22 protein-coding genes and 1 pseudogene are annotated in these 24,891 nt (G+C 53.0%); 10 read left to right on the top strand and 13 right to left on the bottom strand.

Annotation, left to right across the window (positions count from 1 at the left end):
- Positions 1-82 precede the first annotated feature (82 nt).
- From sdhC to sucD, 8 genes are all read left to right on the top strand, one after another.
- A complete protein-coding gene (sdhC, locus tag OGV75_RS11950) occupies positions 83-487 on the top strand; it encodes a succinate dehydrogenase cytochrome b556 subunit (protein WP_016152282.1) in 405 nt (134 codons plus the stop codon).
- On the top strand, positions 481-828 hold the full coding sequence (sdhD, locus tag OGV75_RS11955; RefSeq protein WP_005122550.1) for a succinate dehydrogenase membrane anchor subunit: 348 nt from the start codon (positions 481-483) through the stop codon (positions 826-828). Before sdhC ends, sdhD begins: the two co-directional genes overlap by 7 nt.
- Complete coding sequence (gene sdhA, locus OGV75_RS11960) at positions 828-2,594, top strand: succinate dehydrogenase flavoprotein subunit (RefSeq protein WP_003022919.1); 1,767 nt, start codon at positions 828-830, stop codon at positions 2,592-2,594. Before sdhD ends, sdhA begins: the two co-directional genes overlap by 1 nt.
- 15 nt (positions 2,595-2,609) lie before the next feature.
- Positions 2,610-3,326: a succinate dehydrogenase iron-sulfur subunit SdhB gene (sdhB, locus tag OGV75_RS11965; protein ID WP_003022921.1), complete on the top strand. Its 717-nt coding sequence runs from the start codon at positions 2,610-2,612 to the stop codon at positions 3,324-3,326.
- Positions 3,327-3,561: 235 nt separating this feature from the next.
- Entirely contained in the window at positions 3,562-6,363 is a 2,802-nt protein-coding gene (sucA, locus tag OGV75_RS11970) for a 2-oxoglutarate dehydrogenase E1 component (RefSeq protein ID WP_016152283.1), read from the top strand.
- Positions 6,364-6,377: 14 nt separating this feature from the next.
- Complete coding sequence (gene odhB / locus OGV75_RS11975; protein WP_016156001.1) at positions 6,378-7,601, top strand: 2-oxoglutarate dehydrogenase complex dihydrolipoyllysine-residue succinyltransferase; 1,224 nt, start codon at positions 6,378-6,380, stop codon at positions 7,599-7,601.
- 90 nt (positions 7,602-7,691) lie between these two features.
- Positions 7,692-8,858: an ADP-forming succinate--CoA ligase subunit beta gene (gene sucC / locus OGV75_RS11980; protein ID WP_003022927.1), complete on the top strand. Its 1,167-nt coding sequence runs from the start codon at positions 7,692-7,694 to the stop codon at positions 8,856-8,858.
- Positions 8,858-9,727, top strand: a complete 870-nt coding sequence (gene sucD, locus OGV75_RS11985; protein WP_003022929.1) for a succinate--CoA ligase subunit alpha — start codon at positions 8,858-8,860, stop codon at positions 9,725-9,727. Before sucC ends, sucD begins: the two co-directional genes overlap by 1 nt.
- A 94-nt stretch (positions 9,728-9,821) precedes the next feature.
- Here sucD and OGV75_RS11990 read toward each other — a convergent pair whose 3' ends face one another.
- Genes OGV75_RS11990 through otnK form a run of 8 tightly spaced genes read right to left on the bottom strand, consistent with a single transcriptional unit; the run spans position 9,822 to position 16,576 of the window.
- Entirely contained in the window at positions 9,822-10,475 is a 654-nt protein-coding gene (locus OGV75_RS11990; protein ID WP_046274716.1) for an aspartate/glutamate racemase family protein, read from the bottom strand.
- Positions 10,472-10,891 carry a GlcG/HbpS family heme-binding protein gene (locus tag OGV75_RS11995; protein ID WP_016152289.1) on the bottom strand — a complete coding sequence of 140 codons (420 nt, stop codon included), beginning with the start codon at positions 10,889-10,891 and terminating at the stop codon, positions 10,472-10,474. Before OGV75_RS11995 ends, OGV75_RS11990 begins: the two co-directional genes overlap by 4 nt.
- A gap of 5 nt (positions 10,892-10,896) precedes the next feature.
- Positions 10,897-12,243: a bile acid:sodium symporter family protein gene (locus tag OGV75_RS12000; RefSeq protein ID WP_286480699.1), complete on the bottom strand. Its 1,347-nt coding sequence runs from the start codon at positions 12,241-12,243 to the stop codon at positions 10,897-10,899.
- A 21-nt stretch (positions 12,244-12,264) separates the two neighbouring features.
- Positions 12,265-13,077 carry a beta-keto acid cleavage family enzyme gene (locus tag OGV75_RS12005; protein ID WP_181598444.1) on the bottom strand — a complete coding sequence of 271 codons (813 nt, stop codon included), beginning with the start codon at positions 13,075-13,077 and terminating at the stop codon, positions 12,265-12,267.
- Positions 13,078-13,105: 28 nt separating this feature from the next.
- The gene (locus OGV75_RS12010) at positions 13,106-13,882 is read right to left on the bottom strand and encodes a hydroxypyruvate isomerase family protein (RefSeq protein ID WP_286480700.1); all 777 of its coding nucleotides are present in this window, start codon (positions 13,880-13,882) and stop codon (positions 13,106-13,108) included.
- Positions 13,863-14,669, bottom strand: coding sequence for a DeoR/GlpR family DNA-binding transcription regulator (locus OGV75_RS12015; protein WP_046274719.1), 807 nt, complete (start codon positions 14,667-14,669; stop codon positions 13,863-13,865). The genes OGV75_RS12010 and OGV75_RS12015 overlap by 20 nt, the downstream gene beginning before the upstream one ends.
- A gap of 9 nt (positions 14,670-14,678) precedes the next feature.
- Complete coding sequence (gene otnC, locus OGV75_RS12020) at positions 14,679-15,323, bottom strand: 3-oxo-tetronate 4-phosphate decarboxylase (protein WP_016152294.1); 645 nt, start codon at positions 15,321-15,323, stop codon at positions 14,679-14,681.
- On the bottom strand, positions 15,320-16,576 hold the full coding sequence (gene otnK, locus OGV75_RS12025) for a 3-oxo-tetronate kinase (RefSeq protein WP_047359473.1): 1,257 nt from the start codon (positions 16,574-16,576) through the stop codon (positions 15,320-15,322). Before otnK ends, otnC begins: the two co-directional genes overlap by 4 nt.
- 372 nt (positions 16,577-16,948) lie before the next feature.
- Between otnK and OGV75_RS12030 the strand changes: the two genes are divergently transcribed.
- Positions 16,949-17,842, top strand: a complete 894-nt coding sequence (locus OGV75_RS12030) for a PocR ligand-binding domain-containing protein (protein ID WP_286480701.1) — start codon at positions 16,949-16,951, stop codon at positions 17,840-17,842.
- Here OGV75_RS12030 and cobA read toward each other — a convergent pair.
- The gene (cobA, locus tag OGV75_RS12035) at positions 17,821-18,609 is read right to left on the bottom strand and encodes a uroporphyrinogen-III C-methyltransferase (RefSeq protein ID WP_185654297.1); all 789 of its coding nucleotides are present in this window, start codon (positions 18,607-18,609) and stop codon (positions 17,821-17,823) included. The genes OGV75_RS12030 and cobA overlap by 22 nt on opposite strands.
- Before the next feature lie 405 nt (positions 18,610-19,014).
- Here cobA and OGV75_RS12040 point away from each other — a divergent pair, with 405 nt between their 5' ends.
- Entirely contained in the window at positions 19,015-19,917 is a 903-nt protein-coding gene (locus tag OGV75_RS12040) for a LysR substrate-binding domain-containing protein (RefSeq protein ID WP_016152298.1), read from the top strand.
- A gap of 82 nt (positions 19,918-19,999) precedes the next feature.
- Here OGV75_RS12040 and cobO read toward each other — a convergent pair whose 3' ends face one another.
- The 4 genes and pseudogenes from cobO to OGV75_RS12060 all read right to left on the bottom strand — a co-directional run.
- The gene (gene cobO, locus OGV75_RS12045; RefSeq protein ID WP_016156012.1) at positions 20,000-20,602 is read right to left on the bottom strand and encodes a cob(I)yrinic acid a,c-diamide adenosyltransferase; all 603 of its coding nucleotides are present in this window, start codon (positions 20,600-20,602) and stop codon (positions 20,000-20,002) included.
- A gap of 9 nt (positions 20,603-20,611) precedes the next feature.
- Positions 20,612-22,264, bottom strand: coding sequence for a class I fumarate hydratase (locus OGV75_RS12050; protein WP_016152300.1), 1,653 nt, complete (start codon positions 22,262-22,264; stop codon positions 20,612-20,614).
- A 58-nt stretch (positions 22,265-22,322) separates the two neighbouring features.
- Positions 22,323-23,324 (bottom strand): glutaminase A, encoded by a 1,002-nt coding sequence (glsA, locus tag OGV75_RS12055; protein ID WP_047359470.1) that lies wholly within the window; start codon positions 23,322-23,324, stop codon positions 22,323-22,325.
- A gap of 148 nt (positions 23,325-23,472) precedes the next feature.
- A pseudogene (locus tag OGV75_RS12060) lies at positions 23,473-24,754 on the bottom strand (dicarboxylate/amino acid:cation symporter); the annotation flags it as partial.
- Between the last annotated feature and the right edge of the window lie 137 nt (positions 24,755-24,891).

Raw genomic sequence — 24,891 nt, forward strand, 5'->3', positions numbered from 1 at the left:
AGGAAGGAAATCCCGTCGTCTTTCAGGCTACAGGTGTCTTCATCTTCTGTACCCGAAGTCCAAAGGGAATAATAAGAACAGCATGTGGGCGTTATTCATGATAAGAAATGTGAAAAAACAAAGACCTGTCAATCTGGATCTACAAACGATCCGGTTCCCAATCACGGCGATAGCGTCCATTCTCCATCGCGTATCCGGAGTGATCACCTTCGTGGCGGTCGGGATTCTGTTGTGGTTATTGGGTACCAGCCTTTCCTCCCCTGAAGGTTTCCTCGCGGCGTCATCCATTATGAATAACTTCTTTGTGGAGTTAATTCTGTGGGGGATCCTGATTGCGCTGGCATATCACGCCGTAATGGGCATTCGCCATCTGTTGATGGATTTTGGCTATATCGAAGAAACCCTCGAAGCAGGGACACGTTCCGCCAAAATTTGTTTCGTTATCATTGTCGTGCTTTCACTTCTCGCAGGAGTCCTCGTATGGTAAGCAACGCCTCCGCATTAGGACGCAACGGCGTACATGACTTCATTCTGGTCCGTGCTACCGCTATCGTTCTGACGTTATACATCATCTATATGGTCGGCTTCTTCGCCACCAGCGGCGAACTGACGTTTGAAGTCTGGACCGGTTTCTTCTCATCGGCATTCACCAAAGTCTTCACCCTGCTGGCTCTTTTCTCCATCTTGATTCATGCCTGGATCGGCATGTGGCAGGTGTTGACCGACTACGTTAAACCGCTGGCCGTGCGCCTGATTCTGCAACTGGCTATCGTCGTTGCGCTGGTGGTTTACGTCATTTATGGATTTGTTGTGGTGTGGGGTGTGTAATGAAACTGCCAGTCAGAGAATTTGATGCTGTTGTGATTGGTGCCGGCGGCGCAGGTATGCGCGCGGCGCTGCAAATTTCCCAGAGCGGTCAGACCTGTGCGCTGCTCTCCAAAGTGTTCCCAACCCGTTCCCATACCGTATCTGCGCAAGGTGGCATCACCGTTGCGCTCGGTAATACCCATGAAGATAACTGGGAATGGCACATGTACGACACCGTGAAAGGGTCGGACTACATTGGTGACCAGGACGCTATTGAATATATGTGTAAAACCGGTCCGGAAGCGATTCTGGAGCTGGACCACATGGGGCTGCCGTTCTCTCGCCTCGATAATGGCACAATTTATCAACGTCCGTTTGGCGGCCAGTCGAAGAATTTCGGCGGCGAGCAGGCGGCACGTACCGCGGCAGCGGCAGACCGTACCGGCCATGCGCTGTTGCACACGCTGTATCAGCAGAACCTGAAAAACCACACCACCATCTTCTCCGAATGGTATGCGCTGGATCTGGTGAAAAATGCCGATGGCGCGATTGTTGGTTGTACCGCGCTGTGTATTGAAACCGGTGAAGTGGTTTACTTCAAAGCCCGCGCAACCGTGCTGGCGACCGGCGGTGCTGGCCGTATTTATCAGTCCACCACCAACGCCCACATCAACACCGGTGACGGCGTCGGTATGGCTATCCGCGCTGGCGTGCCGGTGCAGGATATGGAGATGTGGCAGTTCCACCCAACCGGTATCGCTGGCGCGGGTGTTCTGGTAACAGAAGGCTGTCGTGGTGAAGGTGGCTACCTGCTGAACAAACACGGTGAGCGCTTCATGGAGCGTTATGCCCCGAATGCGAAAGACCTGGCGGGTCGTGACGTGGTGGCGCGTTCCATCATGATCGAAATCCGCGAAGGTCGCGGCTGCGACGGTCCGTGGGGGCCGCACGCCAAACTGAAACTCGACCACCTGGGTAAAGAAGTTCTGGAGTCCCGTCTGCCGGGTATTCTCGAACTGTCCCGTACCTTTGCTCACGTTGACCCGGTGAAAGAGCCGATCCCGGTTATCCCAACCTGCCACTATATGATGGGCGGTATTCCGACCAAAGTCACCGGCCAGGCGCTGACCGTGAATGAGCAGGGCGAAGATGTGGTGATCCCAGGGCTGTTTGCCGTCGGTGAAATCGCCTGCGTATCGGTTCACGGTGCTAACCGTTTGGGCGGCAACTCACTGCTTGACCTGGTGGTATTTGGTCGTGCTGTGGGTCTGCATCTGCAGGAATCTATCGCAGAGCAGGGTGACCTGCTGGATGCAACCGAAGATGAAATCGACGCTTCTCTGGCGCGTCTGAATCGCTGGAACGGTAACCGTAACGGTGAAGACCCGGTGGCAATTCGTAAAGCGCTGCAGGAATGTATGCAGCATAACTTCTCGGTATTCCGCGAAGGCGATGCGATGGCGAAGGGTCTGGAAGAGCTGAAAGCGATTCGCGAACGCCTGAAAAATGCCCGTCTGGACGATACCTCCAGCGAGTTCAACACCCAGCGCGTTGAGTGTCTGGAGCTGGATAACCTGATGGAGACCGCGTACGCCACTGCAGTATCTGCAAACTTCCGTACCGAAAGCCGTGGCGCGCATAGCCGCTTCGACTTCCCGGAACGTGATGACGAAAACTGGCTGTGCCATTCCCTGTACCTGCCAGAGTCGGAATCCATGACGCGACGTCAAGTCAATATGGAACCGAAGCTGCGCCCGGCATTCCCGCCGAAGATTCGTACTTATTAATGCGGAGACAGGACAATGAAACTCGAGTTTTCAGTTTATCGCTATAACCCGGATGTTGACGACGCTCCGCGCATGCAGGATTACACCCTGGAGGCGGAAGAAGGGCGCGACATGATGCTGCTGGATGCGTTGATGCAGCTGAAAGAAAAAGATCCGTCGCTGTCGTTTCGTCGCTCATGCCGTGAAGGGGTTTGCGGCTCCGACGGTCTGAACATGAACGGCAAAAATGGACTGGCCTGTATCACACCTATTTCTGCGCTGAATCAGCCGGGCAAGAAAATTGTCATTCGCCCGCTGCCAGGTTTACCGGTTGTGCGCGATTTGGTGGTAGACATGGGGCAATTCTACGCACAGTATGAGAAGATTAAGCCTTACTTGTTGAATAATGGGAAAAATCCTCCGGCTCGTGAGCATTTACAAATGCCAGAGCAGCGTGAGAAGCTCGATGGGCTGTATGAATGTATTTTGTGTGCATGCTGCTCAACGTCCTGCCCATCATTCTGGTGGAACCCGGACAAGTTTATTGGCCCGGCAGGCCTGTTGGCCGCGTATCGCTTCTTAATTGATAGCCGCGATACCGAGACCGACAGCCGTCTGGAAGGTTTAAGTGACGCTTTCAGCGTATTCCGCTGTCATAGCATCATGAACTGCGTCAGCGTATGTCCTAAAGGGCTGAACCCGACGCGCGCCATCGGACATATTAAGTCGATGCTGCTCAAACGTAGTGCATAAGTAGTTGTAGTTGCCGGGGAAGAGATTCCCCGGCCGTGCAGGGAAACCTCTAAAAACTGCCACATTGATAGCAATAATCGCAGCCTGAACGACGACGATTATTAGACAGTTTTTAAAGGTTCCTTAGCGGACGCAGATGACACGACAGTCCGCAACAAGTGAACCCCGGCACGCACATCGGTGTGCGTGGTAGTATCCACGGCGAAATAAGCATACAAATGCTTAAGGGATCACGATGCAGAACAGCGCTTTGAAAGCCTGGTTGGACTCTTCTTACCTCTCTGGTTCTAACCAGAGCTGGATAGAACAGCTCTATGAAGACTTCTTAACCGACCCTGACTCGGTAGATGCTAACTGGCGTTCGACGTTCCAGCAGTTACCTGGTACCGGAGTCAAACCGGATCAACTCCACTCAAAAACACGTGATTATTTCCGTCGACAGGCGTTGATTACCCCACGTTACTCTTCTTCTATTTCCGACCCTGATGCCAATGTGAAGCAGGTTAAAGTCCTGCAGCTCATTAACGCCTATCGTTTCCGCGGTCATCAGCATGCGAATCTCGATCCGCTGGGACTGTGGCAGCAAGAAAATGTGGCCGATCTGGATCCCTCCTTCCACGATCTGACCGATGCGGATTTCCAGGAAAGCTTTAACGTGGGTTCTTTTGCCGGTGGCAAAGACACGATGAAGCTGAGCGACCTGGTTGTCGCGCTGAAACAAACCTACTGCGGCCCGATTGGCGCCGAGTATATGCACATCACCAGCACCGAAGAAAAACGCTGGCTTCAGCAGCGTATCGAGTCTGGCCGTACTGCGTTCAGTAGTGAAGAGAAGAAACGCTTCCTCAGCGAACTGACCGCAGCGGAAGGTCTGGAACGCTACCTGGGTGCAAAATTCCCGGGCGCGAAACGCTTCTCGCTGGAAGGCGGTGATGCGTTAATCCCAATGCTCAAAGAGATGATCCGCCACGCCGGTAACAGCGGTACCCGTGAAGTGGTACTGGGTATGGCGCACCGTGGTCGTCTGAACGTCCTGGTTAACGTGCTGGGTAAAAAGCCGCAGGATCTATTCGACGAATTTGCGGGCAAACATAAAGAACACCTCGGCACCGGTGACGTGAAGTACCACATGGGCTTCTCATCGGATATCGAAACCGAAGGCGGTCTGGTGCATCTGGCGCTGGCGTTTAACCCGTCGCACCTGGAAATCGTTAGCCCGGTGGTTATCGGTTCCGTACGTGCACGCTTGGATCGTCTGGACGAGCCGAGCAGCAATAAAGTGCTGCCAATCACTATTCATGGTGATGCGGCAGTAACCGGGCAAGGCGTGGTTCAGGAAACCCTGAATATGTCGAAAGCGCGTGGTTACGAAGTGGGCGGTACCGTTCGCATCGTTATCAACAACCAGGTGGGCTTCACCACCTCTAACCCGCTAGATGCACGTTCTACACCGTACTGCACCGACATCGGTAAGATGGTTCAGGCGCCGATTTTCCACGTGAACGCGGATGACCCGGAAGCGGTCGCTTTCGTAACGCGTCTGGCACTGGATTTCCGTAATACCTTTAAACGCGATGTCTTTATCGATCTGGTGTGCTACCGCCGTCACGGCCACAACGAAGCCGACGAGCCAAGCGCAACCCAGCCGCTGATGTATCAGAAAATCAAAAAGCATCCGACTCCGCGCAAAATCTACGCTGACAAGCTGGAAGCGGACAACGTCGCTACGCTGGAAGATGCGACCGAAATGGTCAATCTGTATCGTGACGCGCTGGACGCAGGCGAATGCGTGGTGAAAGAGTGGCGTCCAATGAATATGCACTCCTTCACCTGGTCGCCGTACCTCAACCACGAATGGGATGAAAACTACCCGAACAAAGTTGAGATGAAGCGTCTGCAGGAGCTGGCAAAACGCATCAGCACCGTGCCTGAAGCGGTGGAAATGCAGTCGCGTGTTGCCAAAATTTACGGCGACCGTCAGGCCATGGCCGCAGGCGAGAAGCTGTTCGACTGGGGTGGCGCAGAGAATTTGGCTTACGCCACGCTGGTTGATGAAGGTATTCCGGTACGTCTGTCGGGTGAAGACTCTGGCCGCGGAACCTTCTTCCACCGTCATGCGGTGATTCATAACCAGGCGAATGGTTCAACGTACACTCCGCTGCAGCATGTGCATAACGGGCAGGGCACGTTCCGCGTATGGGACTCCGTGCTGTCTGAAGAAGCGGTGCTGGCATTCGAGTACGGTTATGCCACGGCAGAACCGCGCACCCTGACTATCTGGGAAGCGCAGTTCGGTGACTTCGCCAACGGTGCGCAGGTGGTTATCGACCAGTTCATCTCTTCCGGCGAGCAGAAATGGGGCCGTATGTGCGGTCTGGTTATGCTGCTGCCACACGGCTATGAAGGTCAGGGTCCGGAGCACTCCTCCGCGCGTCTGGAACGTTATCTGCAACTTTGCGCTGAGCAAAACATGCAGGTTTGCGTCCCGTCTACCCCGGCACAGGTTTACCACATGCTGCGTCGTCAGGCGCTGCGCGGAATGCGTCGTCCGCTGGTAGTGATGTCACCGAAGTCGCTGCTGCGTCATCCGCTGGCGGTGTCCACGCTGGACGAACTGGCAAATGGCACCTTCCTACCAGCCATTGGCGAAGTAGATGAACTTGATCCTAAAGGCGTGAAGCGTGTCGTGATGTGTTCTGGTAAGGTTTATTACGACCTGCTGGAGCAACGCCGCAAGAACGACCAAAAAGATGTCGCCATTGTGCGTATCGAACAGCTCTATCCGTTCCCGCATAAAGCGGTGCAGGAAGCGCTGAAACCGTTTGCTCATGTACATGATTTTGTCTGGTGCCAGGAAGAGCCGCTCAACCAGGGCGCATGGTACTGCAGCCAGCATCATTTCCGTGAAGTAATTCCATTTGGGTCAGCTCTGCGTTATGCAGGTCGCCCGGCCTCTGCCTCTCCGGCAGTAGGATATATGTCCGTTCACCAGAAGCAGCAACAAGATCTGGTTAATGACGCGCTGAACGTCGATTAAATAAAGGATAAATAATGAGTAGCGTAGATATTCTTGTTCCCGACCTGCCTGAATCCGTAGCGGATGCAACGGTTGCAACCTGGCACAAAAAACCGGGCGATGCAGTACGTCGTGATGAAGTACTGGTAGAAATCGAAACTGACAAAGTGGTACTGGAAGTACCGGCATCAGCGGACGGTATTCTTGATGCGGTTCTGGAAGATGAAGGGACAACCGTCACTTCTCGCCAGATCCTCGGTCGCCTGCGTGAAGGCAACAGCTCTGGCAAAGAGACCAGCGCCAAGTCTGAAGAGAAAGATTCTACTCCGGCACAACGCCAGCAGGCGTCTCTTGCTGAACAGAACAACGATGCCCTGAGCCCGGCGATCCGTCGCCTGCTGGGTGAGCATAATCTCGAAGCCAGCGCCATCAATGGCACCGGCGTCGGTGGTCGTATCACGCGTGAAGATGTTGAAAAGCATCTGGCTAAAGCACCGGCTGCGAAAGCAGAAGCCAAAGCGCCGGCCGCCGCGCCTGCACCACAGGCTCAACTGGGCGCTCGTGGCGAAAAACGTGTTCCGATGACCCGTCTACGCAAACGCGTAGCTGAGCGTCTGCTGGAAGCGAAAAACTCCACCGCCATGCTGACCACGTTCAACGAAGTCAACATGAAGCCAATCATGGATCTGCGTAAGCAGTACGGTGATGCGTTCGAGAAACGTCACGGTATCCGTCTGGGCTTTATGTCTTTCTACGTGAAAGCGGTTGTTGAAGCGCTGAAACGCTATCCGGAAGTGAACGCGTCCATCGACGGTGATGACGTGGTTTACCACAACTACTTTGATGTCAGCATGGCGGTCTCCACGCCGCGTGGCCTGGTCACGCCGGTCCTGCGTGATGTGGATCTGCTGGGTATGGCTGACATCGAGAAAAATATTAAAGAGCTGGCAGTTAAAGGTCGCGACGGCAAGCTGACGGTCGACGATCTGACGGGCGGTAACTTCACCATCACTAACGGTGGCGTGTTCGGTTCCCTGATGTCTACCCCGATCATCAACCCACCGCAGAGCGCCATCCTGGGTATGCATGCCATCAAAGATCGTCCGATGGCCGTAGACGGCAAGGTTGAAATCCTGCCGATGATGTATCTGGCGCTGTCTTATGACCACCGTTTGATCGATGGTCGTGAGTCAGTAGGCTTCCTGGTAACCATTAAAGAGTTGCTGGAAGATCCGACGCGTCTGCTGCTGGACGTGTAGTAAATAAGAGTATCACCTGCCCCGTAGGTCTGGAGGCTTATCAGGCCTACGGGTAAAAGATAACGATTACCTGAAGGATGGACAGAACACATGAACTTACATGAATATCAGGCAAAACAACTTTTTGCCCGCTATGGCTTACCGGCACCGGTGGGTTATGCCTGTACTACTCCGCGTGAAGCTGAAGAAGCTGCATCTAAAATCGGCGCAGGCCCGTGGGTAGTGAAATGTCAGGTTCACGCTGGTGGCCGTGGTAAAGCGGGCGGTGTGAAGGTTGTGAACAGCAAAGAAGACATTCGTGCTTTTGCTGAACACTGGCTGGGTAAACGTCTGGTCACTTACCAGACAGACGCCCATGGTCAACCGGTAAATCAGATTCTGGTTGAAGCAGCGACCGACATTGGTAAAGAACTTTACCTCGGCGCAGTTGTTGACCGTAGTTCCCGTCGCGTGGTCTTCATGGCCTCTACCGAAGGCGGCGTGGAAATTGAAAAAGTGGCTGAAGAAACGCCGCACCTGATCCACAAAGTAGCGCTCGATCCGCTGGCCGGTCCGATGCCTTATCAGGGGCGTGAACTGGCGTTCAAACTGGGTCTGGAAGGTAAACAGGTCCAGCAGTTCACCAAGATCTTCATGGGTCTGGCGACTATCTTCCTTGAGCGCGATCTGGCGCTGATCGAAATCAACCCGCTGGTAGTGACCAAGCAGGGTGATCTGATCTGCCTCGACGGCAAACTGGGCGCTGACGGTAACGCGCTGTTCCGCCAGGCTGACCTGCGTGAAATGCGCGATCAGTCTCAGGAAGATCCGCGTGAAGCACAGGCTGCACAGTGGGAACTGAACTACGTCGCTCTGGACGGCAACATCGGTTGTATGGTTAACGGCGCGGGCCTGGCAATGGGCACCATGGACATCGTTAAACTGCACGGCGGCGAACCGGCTAACTTCCTTGACGTTGGCGGCGGTGCGACCAAAGAGCGTGTAACCGAAGCGTTCAAAATTATCCTCTCTGACGACAATGTTAAAGCCGTACTGGTTAACATCTTCGGCGGTATCGTACGCTGCGACCTGATCGCGGACGGTATCATCGGCGCGGTAGCAGAAGTGGGCGTTAACGTTCCGGTCGTGGTACGTCTTGAAGGTAACAACGCTGAACTCGGCGCGAAAAAATTGGCTGATAGCGGCCTGAATATTATTGCAGCGAAAAGTCTGACGGATGCAGCTCAGCAGGTTGTTGCCGCAGTGGAGGGGAAATAATGTCAGTTTTAATTAATAAAGATACCAAGGTTATCTGCCAGGGCTTCACCGGTAGCCAGGGGACATTCCACTCTGAACAAGCGATTGCTTACGGTACGCAAATGGTCGGCGGTGTTACGCCGGGCAAAGGCGGCACCACGCATCTGGGTCTGCCGGTGTTCAACACCGTACGTGAAGCAGTAGAAGCGACCGGCGCAACCGCCACCGTTATCTACGTTCCGGCTCCGTTCTGCAAAGACTCCATCCTGGAAGCTATCGATGCAGGCATCAAGCTTATCATCACCATCACCGAAGGTATCCCAACGCTGGATATGCTGACTGTGAAAGTGAAGCTGGATGAAGCTGGCGTGCGCATGATTGGCCCGAACTGCCCAGGTGTTATCACCCCTGGCGAATGTAAAATCGGCATCATGCCGGGCCATATTCACAAGCCTGGTAAAGTCGGTATCGTTTCTCGTTCCGGTACGCTGACCTATGAAGCGGTTAAGCAGACCACCGACTACGGTTTTGGTCAGTCTACCTGTGTGGGTATCGGCGGCGACCCGATCCCAGGCTCTAACTTCATCGATATCCTGAAGCTGTTCCAGGAAGATCCGCAGACTGAAGCGATCGTCATGATCGGTGAGATCGGCGGTAGCGCGGAAGAAGAAGCAGCGGCGTACATTAAAGATCATGTGACCAAGCCGGTTGTGGGTTACATCGCGGGTGTGACGGCGCCGAAAGGTAAACGTATGGGTCATGCTGGTGCGATCATCGCAGGTGGTAAAGGTACGGCGGATGAGAAATTCGCTGCGCTGGAAGCCGCTGGCGTGAAAACCGTTCGTAGCCTGGCCGATATCGGCGAAGCGCTGAAAACAGTGATTAAGTAAGAAAAAAAACAGCCCTGACTCTCTGCATAGTCAAGGGCTGGTCCCGTTTCGACATGGTTGGCCATCTGATGATGGCCTTTTTTTGGCCTGTAATTCAGCTTTCAGCCAGTGTTTTCAACCAGCGAATTCCACTTTCCGGCGAGGTCATTACCGGCACCGGCGGGGAAGGGAGTTGCTGTAAAACGCGCGCCATCGAGGCTTGCGCCAGCATCACAACATCCGCCTGGGTAAAGGCGCTCTGTAACCCTTCACTGACGATACGGTCATGAGTATCCATGTCTCCCGCCAGCAGCGCGTGGAATGCCTCCTCCATTAATATAGGCGTGATGGTTCGCGATTTACCGCTCTGCTGCACTTTGCGCTGTACGTAATCCAGCGTTGGCTTCAGCGTGGTTGCCACGGTCGCCAGTACGGCGATCCGCTCACCTTTTTCAATCGCCTCTTCCACCATTGCGCAGTCAATGCGCGCGAGCTGCAGTGGGGTCATAAACTGGCATTGCTCCACCGCAGTACCAATTGAGGAGCAGGCGGTAATAAAGATATCGCAGTCCGCCTTTTCGGCAATATGCACATAGTCGGCGATGCGGGCGGCAATATTGGGCGTCACGCCCTGGGCCTTCATTACCTGCTTGATCATGGATTCTTCCACCAGGTGCATGACTTCAACATCCGGCATGATGTCGGCAATCAGCTGTTGCATCATCGTAAGCGTGGCGGCACTGGTATGCAGCATGGCGACCTTTTTCATTGGGCAATCTCCTTAAGTAACGTTTCCGCGACGGCCAGCGCCGCATCATGATCTTCCTGCGCGGATAAACCGCCTACCGCGACGGCCCCAAGGCATTTTCCTTGGTGCAGAATTGGGATCCCGCCCGGCAGCGCCGTAAACAGCGGGTCGGCAAAATAACCGATATCCAGTTGCTCTTTCTGCAGGCGCTGTAAAAATGCCTGCGTGGTGCAGCCCAGACGGCTACTGGTGCGTGCTTTGCGCTGGGTTAACTCGATGGTTAACAGTTTGGCGTTATCCATCCGCGCAAAGCTGAGTAGTTCTCCATTGGCGTCGCATACGGCTACGCTTAACGGGCGTTTTGCGTAACATGTTTCGGCAAGGTCGAGCGCAGAGGCCACGGCGCGCAGGGCATGCCCCAGAGTGAGAGTTGTCATCGTGATTATCCTTTTGACAGATTTTCGCAAGCGGGTTGAACGGGATCTTTGGCTGCGGCGGCCTGCGCCTGTCTGGCGTCTTTCTTGCGCCAGTAGTTCGCGAGCAGCGAGCCGCTGACGTTGCCAAGCGGAGTCATCACCGCCGAGGCCAGGCCAACCGTTGCCAGTTTGCCCATTGCTGCGGCAAGCCCGGACGCCATGCCGCCGTTTTGCAGGCCGACTTCAAAGGCTACGGTGCGGGCAGACTGTACGTCCATGCGGAAGATCCAGCGGCTCATCAGATAGCCAATCAGGAAGCCACCGAGGTTATGCATCAACATGGCGAAGCAGAGCAGGAAGCCGACCTGCACCAGGTTCTCGCGCCCGGCTGCGGCTGCGGTGGTCGTAAAGAAAATGATCCCCATCATTGAGATGGTCGGCATGATTTTCTTCACGCCCGCCACGCGGCCATACAGCCAGTTGTAGAACAATGCCCAGACGAGACCGCCTGCCACGAAGTTGAGCACCACTGCGTACATTTGCGCGTCGGCGCTGGCGTGACCAAACAGCGCGTCCCAGCCGCCAGCAATCATATACAGCAGCCAAAGAGCGCCGATCCCGGCCAGCATCTGGACGACACGGCGTCCGCGCACGCCCGCATAGGTTTTCAGATAGTCATGCAGAATTGCCGCGCCGATGGGGATCAATACGATTTTCACCACATCCATTACCATTGCGGTGAGCTGGATATCGATCATCGACCCCGCCAGCAGATTAACCCACAGCGGCGTCATCACCGTCGCCGCCAGCGTTGAGACTGCGGCGATCGAGACCGCCAGCGCCAGGTTGGCGTTCGCGATATAGACCATGACGGTAGAGGAGAGTCCGCTTGGGCAGGCGCCAATCAGCAGAATCCCGACCGCCACCTCAGGCGGAAAGTTAAAGATAAGCGTAATGCTCAGGCCGAGCAGAGGCATGATGACGAAGTGGCAGAAGGTGCCAATAAACACCGCCCACGGCATTTTGGCGACGTCAATAAAATCCTGGATCGTTAGCTTAGTGCCCATGCTAAACATGGTGGCCTGAATGACGAGAAACACGATCCATTTATGGGTGATATTGAAACCGCCCCAGACGATCAGATCCGTAGACCAGGTCATGGCGGCGACAAACCCGGCGATGATCCATAGCGTAAACTGATAGCTGCGTAGACCCAGCCAGTAGCCTGCACCGGCGGCGAATCCGGCGGTGAACATCACCAGCCCGGGCTGCCAGAGCGCCGCGGACTGGATTAGCGCACCGATAATCGCCAGCGCCGCGCCCGCAACGCTGATACCGAGTCCGGTTTTGTGAATAACAGTGGTCATAGTCATGTTGAAATGTCCTTGCTGTTGTTATTGCTGCCGGGATGGAATAGATAACATGTGCCGCGCAATTTCTGGCGTGGCGACTTTTTTATCCATGCTGCGAATGAGCGTGGCGAGTTTGGCAACCTGCTGGTAATTATGCTGTGATTTTTCTTCAGCGCTTAAATAATAGCTATCCTCAAAGCCGATGCGTACTTCACTGGCCCCCATGCCGACGGCGGCGGCAATAATATCGAAGTTCTTTCTGCCAAAATGAGTAATACCCCATAAGGCATCGCGCGGGATCATGCTACGCAGAGCAATTAAAGCGTCAATGGTTGCTGGCGTACTGCCGCGATGGCCGAGGACGATATTAAAGAGCATGGGTTTTTGGAATTTTATTTTATCTTCAAGGTTCAGGATGTTATTAATCATGCCAATTTCAAAAACTTCAAACTCGGGAATGATATTGCGCTCGACTATTTGCCGGGAGCAATATTCCACGTCCGGACCGGGATTAAAGTACACCGCATCTCCGAGGTTGACGGAACCGACGTTCAGCGAAGCCATCTCTACGCCGGGGCAGGAGAGTGGCGCGCAGCGTTCGGCGATGGACATTGAAGAGACGCCGCCGGTAGACGCCTGAATAATCAGGTCTGAATGGCGCATGACGCTATCAATGGTCGCCTGAAAATCGGTGGTATCCGGCGTCAGGCGACCCTGTTTATCGCGAACGTGTAAATGCACGATGGACGCGCCATGCTCAACGCTGGCGAGTATTTCCTGCGCCAGTTCTGCGGGTATAACTCTGGGGCAATCCGCGGCAACGGGTGCCAGCGAAATAATAACAGTATCCGACATATTTTCCTCCGGTACAGAGATATTTAAATTATAGGTAAGGCGTTATCCAGTTTAATGAGTCGGGCCCTGATGTTGATGGTTGATATTCACAGCCAATCCAGCCCTGGTAATTCATTTTTCTAATAAAATCGAATAGCCATGCTTCATTTAATTCACCTGTTCCCGGTTCGTGGCGATAGGGGACAGAAGCAATTTGAAAATGTTTAATTAAGGTGAAGTAGCGTTCAATATTTTTTGCCACATTGCCATGAATTTTCTGACAGTGGTAAATATCAAACTGTAAACCGATATTTTTCTTGCCAACCTCTTGAATAATAGATTCGGCCAACGGAAAACTGTCAATAAAATAACCGGGCATATCCTGCGAATTTAACGGTTCAATCAGCACATCGATTTCCGCTTCAGCCATCATATCGCAGGCGATACGCAGCCGGTTGGTCAGGAGAGTGCGCTGAGCGTGAAGCGTCAGATCGCCGCAGCGCGAACCGGCCATAACGTGAACCCGACGACAGCCCAGCGCCGTGGCGTAATCACGCGCCACGTTGAGGCTATGGTGAAATTCCTGGTCTCGACCGGGCTGCGCGGCCAGTCCCCGCTCACCTTGTGCCCAGTTACCCGCCGGTGCGTTCATCAGCACCACCGGCAGGGACGTTTCCCGCTGTGCAGCGTGCATATGCGCCAGCGGGTGCTGCCAGAGAAATAGCCCTTCAACGCCGCGAAAACCAGCCGCCTGCGCCGCCGCAAATCGCGCCGCTATCGGTAAATCTGTAAACAACCAGTCGAGGTTAGCCGCTAACTTCAGCATGGCGCGCACCCTCCCGGTTATCAACCAGATGCAGCTTAACGCCCTGGCTGGCAAGAGTTTGCTGGGCGTTTTCCGGTAACCGGTTATCAGAAATAATGTCGGTTAACTGTTCCAGCCCACAGATATGGAACATGCCGTATTTGCCAAACTTACTGCTGTCGCAGACCAGCACCCGACGCCGGGAAACGGTGAGTACCGCTTCTTTAACCGAGGCTTTCCCTTCGCTCGGCGTCGACATGCCGCGTTCGGTATCCCACGATGAGGAGCTCAGAAACGCCACGTCAATATTAATGGTGCGCAGAAAACTGGCGGCGCTTTTTCCAAGGCATGAGCGGTTACGCTGATCCACCAGACCACCGGTGTGATAGAGCGTTATGTGCGGCATATCCATCAGATAGTGGCTGATGGAAAAATCGTTGGTTACTACCGTCAGATTGAAACAATGGCTGGCGGCGACCGCTTTCGCCACTTCAAACAACGACGTTCCGGCATCCAGATACAGCGTTTGTCCGGGCTCAATGAGCATGGCGGCGAGCTGGCCCATTTTACGTTTCACGTCATGATTCAACTCGGCTTTTTCCCGCCATGGCAGCTCGGATTTCAGCAGGTTATTGAGCTTCACTCCGCCGTTAATGGCGATAACTTTGCCTTCTTCTTCCAGCAACTGGATGTCGCGACGCACGGTCATATGCGATACGCTCATCAAATCTGCCAGTTCATTAAATGAGGCGGCATTTTTTTCGTGCACGTAGCGGTAGATAAAATCACGTCGTTGCTCGGGGATCATTATGTCACCTCACGCTTGCCGGGAATGTTCAAGTTCGGCCACCGCTTCTTCTGAGAGCGGAACATAGCCAAGCGGTTTTAACGTCAGCCAGATGCGGGCGCTGTCTTCCAGTTCTTCGGCGTTAAACACCGCCTCACGCAGCGAGCGACCGCTTACTACCGGCCCGTGATTGGCCAGCAGCGCGGCCGTATGGTCTGCCGCGATTTCACTCAGTGCGCTGGCAATGCCTTCATGGCCAGGCTTGAAATAGGGCAGCAGCGGTAACTGCCCGACGCGCATCACATAGTACGGTGTTAACGGCGGCAGGCAGTTTTTCGGCGTGGTGCACGGCAGGCAGGAGAGCGCGGTCAGCCATGGAGAATGCAGGTGCACGACCGCGCCGCAGGATGGCCGATGTCGATACCACGCCAGATGCATGGGCACCTCTTTTGAGGGTTTGTCGCCGCTAAGATGAACGCCGTTGGCATCCAGCCGACTTAGCGTGGCAGGATCAAGCTCGCCCAGACAAGAGTTGGTCGGGGTCACCAGATAGCCGCCATCCGGCATTTTGACGCTAAGATTGCCGGAACCGCCGCTGCTGTAACCGCGCATAAACAGGGAACGGCCATAGTGGACGAGTAGTTCGCGCAGTTGGTGTTCACTCACCGAATTCATAATGCGTACTCCTGGGCAGTAAAAAAGAAATCGTCGTCACCAAAGTTGCCTGACTTCAGCGCCAGCGCCAGACCGGAGGAAAATACCCACGGCACGCCTGGCGCAATGGCTTTGCCGACGGACAGACGCTTCACCTGCAAGGCTTCCACAACGGTGCCGGAGGTTTCTCCGCCCGCGACGATAAAGGTGTTTACACCCGCAGTTCGTAGCTTTGAACTCAGCCGGGCAAAAGCGTGTTCGATTGCCTGGCTGGCGACCTGTTCGCCGTGCTCCTGTTGAATACGTTTGAGTACGTCTGGCGGCTGGGTGGCGTATATCAGTGGCGCTAATGAGTCGCTGATATGCGTCATCGCCCAGGCGCTCAGTTCATCGGTGTAGCGTTCGGCATCAGACAGGCAGCGGGACACATCAAGCAAACGAGACGCTGCCGCGGCCTTGTAGCGATTAACCTGACGATTGCTCATTGCCGAACAGCTACCGGAGAACACCACCGTTTTGGCAGGCAGTGGAAAAGAGTCCGGCGGCATGGATTGCTGGCCTCCGCTGCAGGCGGCCAGCGCGCCGCCGAGCCCGGAGCCCCCGGCTAACAGAGGGCTGGCATGGAGAGCTTGCGCCAGCGTGTTGAGATCTGCTTCATCCAGCGTATCGACGATAACGTGACGCGTACCTTCAGCCTGAAGTTGGGCCAGGGCGTAAGTGACCGCTTCCACACCTTGACGCAGGGTCGTGAGGTTGATGCAACCAACCGCGCCTGGCGTTTGCGCGCTCAGCAGGCGCGGCAGGCTGGCATCGTTCATTGGATTGAGCGGATGCTTTTCCATCCCGGATTCGTTAAGCAGTACACCGTGTACAAAAAGATGACCATGCACCACCGTGCGTCCGTTTTGCGGCAGAGCGGGGCAGTGGACGATCAGCGGAACCTGCAGGTCGTTCATCAATGCATCGCTGACCGGGCCAATATTGCCTGTTGGCGTGGAGTCAAACGTCGAACAATATTTAAAATAAATCTGGCGGACACCTGCATTTTGTTTCAGCCAGCGGGCACAGGACAGGGATTGGGCGACGGCCTGTTCTGCGGGTAATGAGCGGCTTTTCAGCGAGATGACGATAGCGTCAACCTCTTCATTCCAGCATTGCGCGGTATCGGGCATACCGGGCAGAAGCGCGACGCGCCACCCCTGCTGCGCCATAAAGCTTGCAATGTCCGTTGCGCCGGTAAAATCGTCGGCGATAACGCCTGTGGTGACGGCCATGGATCAACTCCGTTCAGATTGTTTGCTAACTGAACATATTATTCAGGAGGGCCTTTCACATTCACATGATGATTATCACAAATAAGCACATCATCGATTCAGATTAAAAACGGGTAATTTGTTGAAAATAATGAAGTTAGGTGTTGAGTGTTGCGAAAAGAGTCTCACAAGAGAGTGTGAAGATTCGTTAATCTTTGAGAAAGCGAAGTCGGCGGTGTGCTGAAGAGTATTATCGTGGTCGCTATAATTTTCTTGCCAATTGATCATAATCATCTGCACAAATGAGATTATTTTTTGCGGTGAGCATCATTCTTTCCTGAGGCTAATTTTTGCATATTAGCGGCCTTAATATTATTAATGCCGGAGGATAACGTGCCGCTGAAAATCCAGGATGACTATTTACACCGTTTTTTCTCTATCGCAGAACTCTTCTCCCGAGCCACTGGGTTAGCCACAGTCGTCGTTGATATTAACGGTATAGCCTTGTCTAAATGTCATAATTTTAATTCGTTTTGCACATTAATGCGTGCGGATGAGCGCTATCGAGCAGGTTGCCAAAAGTGCGACAAGTACTGTGCTTTTGAGGCATTAAAACAGCTTAAACCCAGAATACTCACCTGTCATGCAGGGCTAAGCCTGTTCTCGATGCCATTAATTCATGAGGGACACCTTTACGGTTTTATTATCTGCGGGCAGGTGCGGGTAAAGTATCAGGAATATAAAACTATCGCTATTGATAACAAAAACTCATGGATTAATAACCCCGAAATTAAAGCTGAGTGGGGCCAGTCTGCGATGGTGGATAATAATGTACTGGTGGCGTCAGCAAATTTGTTAAGTTTTATTGTTGATAATTTTGAGAAAGAAAAATTGATCTCTGAGAAGATTGTAGTCCCGGCAACCCGATACGCTCATCATTATTTCACTGAGCCTTCACGTCACGAGAAAAAACTTATGGCGGCGCTGCGTTATATTGACGAGAATTTGTATGGTGAATTGTCTTTGGAATCTGTCGCGGCTCATGTGTGCTTAAGCGCGAACTATTTCAGCCGTTTTTTCAAGAAACGCCAGGGTGTTAATTTTAAAACCTGGGTGAGTCAGAAGAAAATGCAAAAAGCAGGGGAGTTATTACACGATCCGGATCATTCCATAGACAGTATTGCTAGGAAACTGCAATACGCGCAAACCAGTTACTTTTGCCGCGTTTTCCGGGCGGCGCATCAAACGTCGCCCCAGTCTTTTCGTCACGCCAGACTTTCGCAGTAAAGATTGTCTGGCAACGTGATGGCTTCAGGTATAAAAGAGAGCCGATCGCTCAGGGTCACCACATCTCCGATTACAATCAGCGCCGGTGGAACAATATTAGCTTCCTGCGCCTTGCTCAATAATGAACCGAGCGTGCAGGTCAGGCGGCGTTGATTTTCCCGGGTCGCAGACATAATTAGCGCGGCGGGCGTGTCTGCTGATTTTCCGCCCATCAACAGCTCTTCACAGATAAACGCCAGATTGGCGATACCCATGACGATGACCAACGTGCCGTTAAGTTTCGCCAGTTGACGCCAGTTCTGCTGCTGATTGCCTTCCCGCGTGTGGCCTGTCACCACGTGAAAACCGGAGGCAAAATCGCGATGCGTCACCGGGATACCGGCATAGGTCAGGCCGCCAATCGTAGAACTAATACCCGGTACAACTTCAAAAGGGATGCCCATTTCAACCAGATCCTCCACTTCTTCAGCCCCACGGCCAAATACATACGGATCGCCACCTTTGAGGCGCACAATGTTGTGGTGTGTTTGGGCATACTGGACCAGCAGTGCGTTGATTTCATCCTGGGGAACGCAATGGAAGCCTGGATTTTTGCCGACATTGATAAGCAGGCAGTCAGGTAATGCCCATTCCAAAATTTTAGGATTGACCAGCCGATCGTAAATAATGACGTCGGCCTGTTTAATGCACATCATTGCTTTGAGGGTCAGTAATGAAATATCACCAGGACCTGCTCCAACGAGCCAGACCTTTCCGAAAGTTTTCACAATGTGTCCTTTATCACGTCTGTCAAAAAATGGCACAAACGACATCAATAAATGATTAAAAGCAGTCGTTTGCCCGTAAGTTATAACGTGAAATTATCCAGGATTAGCGCATGGATAATATTGATTAATCTCGCAAAGTTTTTTCTGCAATAAACAAGAAGACTTGAAAAATTATTAAGAACTTATTGGCACTATTTACTTAGGTTTAACCTTATTTAAATTGTGTTTATTGTTGTGCTTGAGTATTATTGGTTAATATTTATCCGCCATCAGTGTGAGCAAATCATGGATTGGATCAATGACATCAATGGAGAAAATAAAATATAACTCTCGGTGCTTATCTGGGTGCCTTGAATTATTTTTTATAAATTAAACTATTTTTGTACGCTGCATATGGAAGAGGTTATGAGAGGAAAAATACCCAAGACGGAGTTGCTGGTAACTTTTGAAGTGGTTGCGCGTCACGAAAGTTATACCCGGGCAGCTGAAGAGTTGGCGTTAACACAAAGTGCTGTTTTCCGCCAGGTGAATGCACTGGAGGATTTTCTTAATACCGCGCTATTTAATCATGCCAAAAAACGTATTTTTTTAAATGCGGCCGGCAAACATTATTTAAGTATCGTTAAAGAAACGTTAAATAAACTCGAGCGCGATACGACCACAATAATGACCTGGCAACCGACCGTACAGGTTATTGAGCTGGCGGTAAATCCGACGTTCAGTACGCATTGGTTGATCCCCAACCTGCGCGAGTTTAACAAACTCAATCCTGATATTATCGTGAACATCCATTCGCTGGCGAATATCGGTGATTTTCTTAATCGTGAGTATGATGCGGCAATTATGCGCGAAGATTTCTACTCACCGTGGTCAGAGGTTGAGTACCTGTTTGAAGAGGAAATTCTGCCAGTTTGCAGCCGCTGTCTGCTGGCCGAACCGGAACGGAAACTGTCAGTCCACGAACTGCTGAACGAATACCCGCTGTTGCACCAGAGTACGCGAATCAAAGGCTGGCAGGAATGGTTTGCGCTGTCCAACGTCAGCAGCCCGCTGGTAAATAAAGGCCCGAGATTTGATCTGTTGTCGATGTTGATTGCGGCGGTCCGTTCTAATCTGGGGGTTGCGCTGCTTCCTCGTTTTGCCATTCAGCACGATCTGGACAATGGAGATATGGTCATTCCTTGCGATGTTCCGATGCGCACCGGAAACCGTTTCATTATGACGTGGCGTGAAGAGAAATCGGAGTCTGCGCATTTACAGACATTTCGTAACTGGTTGCTCAGCAAGTCCGTGGTGTCGGCTACCTGATGGTGGTTTGCGCTTTATCAGGCCTACAACGATTGGTAGGCCGGATAAGACGCGTTAGCATCGTTATCCGGCAAAAGAACGGCTACCAGTCGATTCCAATCTGTGCCTGAATCCCGCGGTCAAACGCGTGCTTGACCGGGCGAATTTCACTGACCGTATCGGCCAGTTCCAGTAACAGCGCATGGCATCCGCGCCCGGTAACGATGACGCTTTGCTCCGCAGGGCGATTTTCGATGGCGCTGATAACCTCCTGGGTGTCCAGATAGTGGTAAGCCAACATGTAAGTAAGCTCATCCAACACCACCAGATCGTACTGCGGATCAGCCAGCATGCGCTTACTTTCCTGCCAGACTACCGTTGCCGCCTCGATATCCGCTTGCCGATTTTGGGTTTCCCAGGTAAATCCGGTGCCCATAATATGAAATTCGACACCGAGCGGTTGCAGCGTGTTGTACTCGCCATTATCCCACTGGCCTTTAATAAACTGCGCGATGCCAACGGTTTTTCCGTGACCAACCGCGCGCGTTGCCGTACCAAAGGCTGCGGTGGATTTTCCTTTACCGTTGCCGGTGAAGACAATCAGGATCCCTTTCTTCTCCGTTGCTGCCGCCACGCGGGTATCAACTTGTTCTTTCAGTTTCTGCTGACGCTGGCGGTGTCTGTCATTATTGGCTCGCGCTTCCATGGTGACTCCTTAATGTCCTGCCGGACAGGTTGCGCAGCGATGCTGCTGCTCAAACTGGCTAAAGAAGTTATTGCCTTTGTCATCCACTAATACGAAGGCCGGCATATTTTTAACTTCCATCATCCACACCGCTTCCATTCCCAGCTCGGGATATTCAAGGCAGTGCAGGCTCTTCACGTACTGCTGCGCCAACAAGGCTGCGGCGCCGCCAATGCTGCCGAGGTTAAAACCACCATGTTTGCGACACGCATCCGTGACTTGCGCGCTGCGGTTGCCTTTCGACAACATGATCAGACTGCCGCCCGCGGCCTGGAAAGCATCGACGTAACCGTCCATGCGCCCGCCGGTTGTGGGACCTAGCGAACCGCAGGCCAGATTACTGGGGGTTTTAGCCGGGCCCGCGTAATAGACGATATGGTTTTTCATGTAATCTGGCATCGGTTCGCCGTTATCCAGGCGCTCTTTGATTTTGGCATGCGCGATATCGCGAGCCACAACAATCGGGCCGTTTAACGATAAACGCGTCCCAATTGGCAGAGTGGTGAGATCCTGCAGGATCTCGCGCAGCGGACGATTCAGATCCAGTTGTACGGTCTGGGCGCCATTTTCCACCCGCTGTGAATCGGGAATAAATTTGCCCGGATTATGCTCGAGTTTTTCCAGCCAGATTCCGTGTTTGTTGATTTTGGCCTTGATGTTGCGGTCGGCTGAGCAGGAGAGAGCCATGGCGATAGGGCAGGAGCCGCCATGGCGTGGCAGGCGGATCACCCGGATATCGTGGGCAAAGTATTTGCCGCCAAACTGCGCGCCGATGCCAAACTCGCGGCTGGCGTTGAGCAGCTCGGCTTCCAGCGCCGTATCGCGGAATGCCTGACCCAGTTCATTCCCGCTGGTGGGCAGGTTATCGTAATATTTAGTTGAAGCCAGTTTAGCAACTTTCAGCGTCTGGTCGGCGGACAAGCCTCCAACGACGAACGCGATGTGATACGGCGGGCAGGCGGCTGTACCCAGTGATTTCATTTTTTCGATCAGAAACGCGGTGAGCTTTTCCGGCTGCAGAATAGATTTAGTTTCCTGGAACAGCGCCGCTTTGTTAGCAGATCCGCCGCCTTTGTTGACGAACAGGAAACGGTATTCGTTACCCGGCGTGGCGCTGATGTCGATTTGCGCCGGCAGGTTAGTCTGGGTATTGACCTCGGTATACATGTCCAGCGGGGCATTTTGCGAGTAACGCAGGTTGTTTTCGGTGAAGGTGGTGTACACGCCTTTGCTTAATGCTTCTGCGTCATCGCCGCCGGTCCAGACATGCTGTCCTTTGCAGGCCACAATGGTTGCCGTCCCGGTATCCTGGCAGTTGGGCAGGACGCCTTTGGCCGAAACCTCAGCATTGCGTAGCAGTTGCAATGCGACGTACTTATCGTTACTGCTGGCCTGCGGATCGTGCAGAATGCTGGCTATCTGTTTTAAATGTCCGGCGCGCAGGAAAAATGAAGCCTCATAAAATGCCTGCTGGGCTAATAAGGTTAGCGCTTCTGGCGCAACCTTAATCACTTCCTCTCCGTCTAACTCCGTTACCGCAACGTGCTGGTTACTCAGTAATTCATATTCGGTATTATCTTTACTCTGAACAAAGAGTTCCTGCCAGACAAATGGTTTAGACATGTTTACATCTCACCTTTTAGTTAATATGTCGGATGGCGCTCACGCCATCCGTAATTGCTTAATGCGCTAAAAAGACATTGGCTTTTGTCGCTTCGGCGACATATTCGATCGTTTTCTGGGCGCGAACGCTGTTACCGGCTTCATCCAGCGGCGGAGAATAGACGGCAATTGCATATTTGCCCGGGACAACGGCGACCATGCCGCCGCCGACGCCGCTTTTTGCTGGGATGCCCACGGTGTAGAGCCATTTACCGCTGCCGTCGTATAGTCCGGCAATCGCCATTTCTGCCAGCACCTGCGGAACATATTTTTCATTCAGCAACTGCTTGCCGTTGAATGGAGATTTGCCTTTGTTCGCCAGTACCGCCCCCATTTTGGCCAGTTGCTCAACGGTGATATCCACCGAGCACTGACGGGTATAAATTTCGACGGCTTCGTCGGTATTGCCATAGAAGCTGTTATAGGATTCCATCAGCTTCGCCAGCGCCTGATTGTGCTGGTTGGTTTCCATCTCGGATTTAAATACCGGCTCATTAACCGTAAGCGTGGCGTCGGCCCAGACGTTCAGGTTGTCGAGGATTTTGTTCCAGCGATCGGTTTTGTCTTTGGCTTCAATCAGGCTAACGGTGCTCATCGCCCCGGCGTTTACCAGCGGGTTCTCAGGCGCGCCTTTGGTCAGCTCAACCGCTAAACCGGAGTTGAAGGGCATGCCAGTGGCATTGGCCCCGAGTTTGTCCAGCACCACCTGAGGGCCGTGCTGTTCCATGGCGAGCGCCATGGTGAAGACTTTGCTCAGGGATTCCATGGGGAAGGGTTTGTTAACATCGCCAACCTGGTAGATCTTGCCGTCCACCGTGGCAATGGTGATGGCAAAGTTATTCGGGCTGTAGGTCGCCAGGGCAGGGATGTAGTCGGCGACTTTTCCATCGTGGTTACTTTTATATTTTTGATGTGCCTGGTCGATAAGCTTTGCGTAATCCGGCGTGGTTTGCGCGAGAGTCGTTGCGCTAAACAAAACGCTGAAGGAAAAAATACTCACGCCGAGAAGAGTTTTAGTCATGGTGCAATCCTGTTGGTGTGCTCATCATGGTGCCGGATGGCGGCTTACCGCCTTATCCGGCCAACGGATAGTTAAACGTTATGCAGGCCGGATAAGCGCAAGCGTCATCCGGCAATAACGTCGTATCAGGACAACGCGACTTCTGTTTCGGTAACCGGACGTTCTTGTTCCGGGGTCTTCACTGGTGCAGTGCCACGACAACCCTGGCCGAAGTGTTCACCTTCCCAGCGACCTACAATGGCAGCACCCATTGCGTTACTCATGACGTTGGTAGCAGAACGACCCATATCGAGGAACGGATCGACGCCCATCAACAGGATCAGACCGGCTTCAGGAATGTTGAACTGGTTCAGGGTTGCGGCGATAACCACCATTGATGCACGCGGTACGCCCGCCATCCCTTTAGAGGTCAGCATCAGGATTAACAGCATGGTAATTTGCTCGCCCATGCTCAGCTCAATGTTGCACGCCTGAGCAATAAAGACGGTGGCAAATGAGCAGTACGCCATGGAGCCGACCAGGTTAAAGGAGTAACCGATAGGCAGAACGAAGCTGGCGATTTTTGAAGAAACGCCGAATTTTTCCAGCTTGTCCAGGGTGCCAGGGAAGGCGGCTTCTGAGCTGGAGGTAGTAAAGGCCAGCAGTGCAGGCTCGAGGATTGATTTGGTCAAACGCGCGATGCAAGGCCCGACTATCATGGTTGACAGGCCAATCAGGATTGCCCACAGCATACCCAGGGTCAGATAGAATTCACCCATGAAGATCCCGGCGCTGACCATTACACCCAGACCACGTTCGGCAATCAGACCAGAAATAGCGGCAAAAACGGTCAATGGTGCAAACAGCATGACGTAGCCCGTCAGCTTCAGCATCACGTGTACCAGTGAATCCAGAACCTTCACGATAGGCTCGGCTTTTTCACCAATCGCGGCCAGGCTGCAACCGAGGAAAATTGAGAACACCACGATCTGCAGAATTTCGTTACGCGCCATCGCATCGACAATACTGGTCGGTACCGCGTGCGAGATAAACACTTTCAGCGTGAATGGCTCTGACTTAACGGCGGCAACAGCCCCGACGTCATGTGGCACGAAGTTGATCCCCGCGCCTGGCTGGAAGATGTTAACGATAACCAGACCCAGTGCAATTGACACCAGAGAGGCGCAAATAAACAGGAAGAAGGTTTTCGAAAATATACGTCCCAGCGTTTTGGCATCGCCCATTTTGGCAATACCAACAACCAGAGTTGAAATAACCAATGGCGCGATAATCATTTTTACCATGCGTAAGAATATGGTGGTAAAAATAGAAATATCTGCTGCATAGGATTTTGCGGTTTCAGCCGCGGCCATATTATTTATGGCCACCCCGGCAATCATGCCGAGTATCAGGCCTAATATGATCATCTTCGTTAAACTTATTTTCTTCATGTGTACTCCATCGGATAAAGGCTGGTAATTGGAATTGTGTAGGGTGGCGTGCGCCTGAGCCTGGACAGCAGCTCAGACGCACGCCTGTTGTGACCAACCGCATGAATAATTCGAAGCACTGTGATACCGCTGAATTC

It is taken from the genome of Citrobacter sp. Cb028, assembly GCF_030336705.1.
GTDB lineage: Bacteria > Pseudomonadota > Gammaproteobacteria > Enterobacterales > Enterobacteriaceae > Citrobacter > Citrobacter braakii.

Bases quoted from the DNA above. Each gene is read 5' to 3' on its own strand.
- otnC (WP_016152294.1), bottom strand. From the start codon at position 15,323: ATGAATTCGGTGAGTGAACACCAACTGCGCGAACTACTCGTCCACTAT.
- OGV75_RS12050 (WP_016152300.1), bottom strand. From the start codon at position 22,264: ATGTCTAAACCATTTGTCTGGCAGGAACTCTTTGTTCAGAGTAAAGAT.
- otnK (WP_047359473.1), bottom strand. From the start codon at position 16,576: ATGGCCGTCACCACAGGCGTTATCGCCGACGATTTTACCGGCGCAACG.
- OGV75_RS11990 (WP_046274716.1), bottom strand. From the start codon at position 10,475: ATGAAAAAGGTCGCCATGCTGCATACCAGTGCCGCCACGCTTACGATG.
- OGV75_RS12005 (WP_181598444.1), bottom strand. From the start codon at position 13,077: ATGTCGGATACTGTTATTATTTCGCTGGCACCCGTTGCCGCGGATTGC.
- sdhD (WP_005122550.1), top strand. From the start codon at position 481: ATGGTAAGCAACGCCTCCGCATTAGGACGCAACGGCGTACATGACTTC.
- sucD (WP_003022929.1), top strand. From the start codon at position 8,858: ATGTCAGTTTTAATTAATAAAGATACCAAGGTTATCTGCCAGGGCTTC.
- OGV75_RS11995 (WP_016152289.1), bottom strand. From the start codon at position 10,891: ATGACAACTCTCACTCTGGGGCATGCCCTGCGCGCCGTGGCCTCTGCG.
- sdhA (WP_003022919.1), top strand. From the start codon at position 828: ATGAAACTGCCAGTCAGAGAATTTGATGCTGTTGTGATTGGTGCCGGC.
- sucC (WP_003022927.1), top strand. From the start codon at position 7,692: ATGAACTTACATGAATATCAGGCAAAACAACTTTTTGCCCGCTATGGC.
- OGV75_RS12000 (WP_286480699.1), bottom strand. From the start codon at position 12,243: ATGACTATGACCACTGTTATTCACAAAACCGGACTCGGTATCAGCGTT.
- sdhC (WP_016152282.1), top strand. From the start codon at position 83: ATGTGGGCGTTATTCATGATAAGAAATGTGAAAAAACAAAGACCTGTC.
- odhB (WP_016156001.1), top strand. From the start codon at position 6,378: ATGAGTAGCGTAGATATTCTTGTTCCCGACCTGCCTGAATCCGTAGCG.
- OGV75_RS12015 (WP_046274719.1), bottom strand. From the start codon at position 14,669: ATGATCCCCGAGCAACGACGTGATTTTATCTACCGCTACGTGCACGAA.
- OGV75_RS12040 (WP_016152298.1), top strand. From the start codon at position 19,015: ATGAGAGGAAAAATACCCAAGACGGAGTTGCTGGTAACTTTTGAAGTG.
- sdhB (WP_003022921.1), top strand. From the start codon at position 2,610: ATGAAACTCGAGTTTTCAGTTTATCGCTATAACCCGGATGTTGACGAC.
- sucA (WP_016152283.1), top strand. From the start codon at position 3,562: ATGCAGAACAGCGCTTTGAAAGCCTGGTTGGACTCTTCTTACCTCTCT.
- glsA (WP_047359470.1), bottom strand. From the start codon at position 23,324: ATGACTAAAACTCTTCTCGGCGTGAGTATTTTTTCCTTCAGCGTTTTG.
- cobO (WP_016156012.1), bottom strand. From the start codon at position 20,602: ATGGAAGCGCGAGCCAATAATGACAGACACCGCCAGCGTCAGCAGAAA.
- OGV75_RS12010 (WP_286480700.1), bottom strand. From the start codon at position 13,882: ATGCTGAAGTTAGCGGCTAACCTCGACTGGTTGTTTACAGATTTACCG.